The organism is Flagellimonas abyssi (assembly GCF_019457905.1).
Taxonomy (GTDB): Bacteria; Bacteroidota; Bacteroidia; order Flavobacteriales; family Flavobacteriaceae; genus Flagellimonas; species Flagellimonas abyssi.
Genome location: NZ_JAHZSV010000084.1, coordinates 1 through 1,193, shown reverse-complemented (window position 1 = coordinate 1,193; position 1,193 = coordinate 1). Strand labels below are relative to the sequence as shown.

Sequence of the window (1,193 nt, the reverse complement as noted above, 5' to 3'; positions counted from 1 at the left end):
CTCGTTGCCCGGCACCTCCGGGTCGTAGTACGCGATACCGTCCAAAATGGTCTTTTGTTGCTCCTCGGTCGCCGCCTTGAACTCCGTTCCGTATTCCGTGTTGCTCTTGTGGTCCAGCCACATCAGTCCACCTCGGATGTCCGGCTGCAGGGTCTCAACGTCCTTGGCCATGAACTCGATGAAGCCCACTACGTCGGCATCCGATGCCCCTTTGTACTCCTGCGTCGCCGGGAGTATCAGGTCGCACAATATCGTCAGGGTCTCCACCTCGTGCGGGTTCAAGAATTCTTCCTCACTCAGTTCCTCTATATGCTCCAGCTCCTGGGGAACGCGCCCCGGGTAGGTGATCTTCGGTGCTTCCGTCAGTTCCGTGCCCTCCGTGGACGGTCTGCAACCGTGGATGGCCAGTCCTCCGGCCACAGAGCCCAATACTATCGACTTTAAACTCTTCCTTCTGTCCATTGCGCTATATGTTTTGTTGTTTGAGTTGTTCCACGATGTACTCCGAGGCCCTCATCGAGAGCGCCAATATCGTCCAGGTACAGTTCTTGTCCGCCTGCGACACGAAAGGTCCTGCGTCCACGATGAAAACGTTGTCCACATCGTGCAGCTGCTGGTACTTGTTGGTCACCGACGTCCTTGGGTCGTCCCCCATTCGGGTCGTGCCCACCTCGTGGATGATCTTTCCGGGGTTGTGAAGCCCGTAGTTGGTCTCCTTGCCCGGCTTCTTGCCCAACGGCTCCCCGCCCATGTTGATCAATATCTCCTCGAAGGTGTCCTGCATGTGCTTGGCCTGGTTGATCTCCAACTGGCTCCATTTGTAGTTGAACCTCAGTACGGGGATACCGAACTCGTCCACCGTGGTGGGGTCGATCTCGCAATAGTTCTCCTTCCTCGCTATGGACTCGCCCCTTCCGGCCATGCCCACGACCGCGCCGTAGTACTTCTTGGCGTCGCTGCGCAGCACGTCCCCGTAGCCGCCCACCTTCGTCCCGAAGAACTGGTTGAACTCGTTCACGTTGAAGCCGAAGCCGTAGCTCGGCATCCCCATGCCGCCCCATACCTCGATATGGTAGCCCCTCGGGAAGTCCAGCTTGCTGTTGTCCCCCCACCATGGGGAGTACACGTGCATACCGCCAACGCCGTCCTCGTTATAGGAGACCTTCCGGTTCATCAGGTCCGGGATGAAGCCC

2 protein-coding genes are annotated in these 1,193 nt (G+C 58.3%); both read right to left on the bottom strand.

Annotated features, from left to right (window positions below; genetic code table 11):
- Positions 1-462: gluconate 2-dehydrogenase subunit 3 family protein (locus tag K1F36_RS19880; protein WP_220115344.1), on the bottom strand; the 462-nt coding region annotated here is incomplete at its 3' end.
- 4 nt (positions 463-466) lie between these two features.
- Positions 467-1,193, bottom strand: a 727-nt coding sequence (locus tag K1F36_RS19875; RefSeq protein ID WP_220115343.1) for a GMC oxidoreductase, incomplete at its 5' end; no start/stop codon positions are given.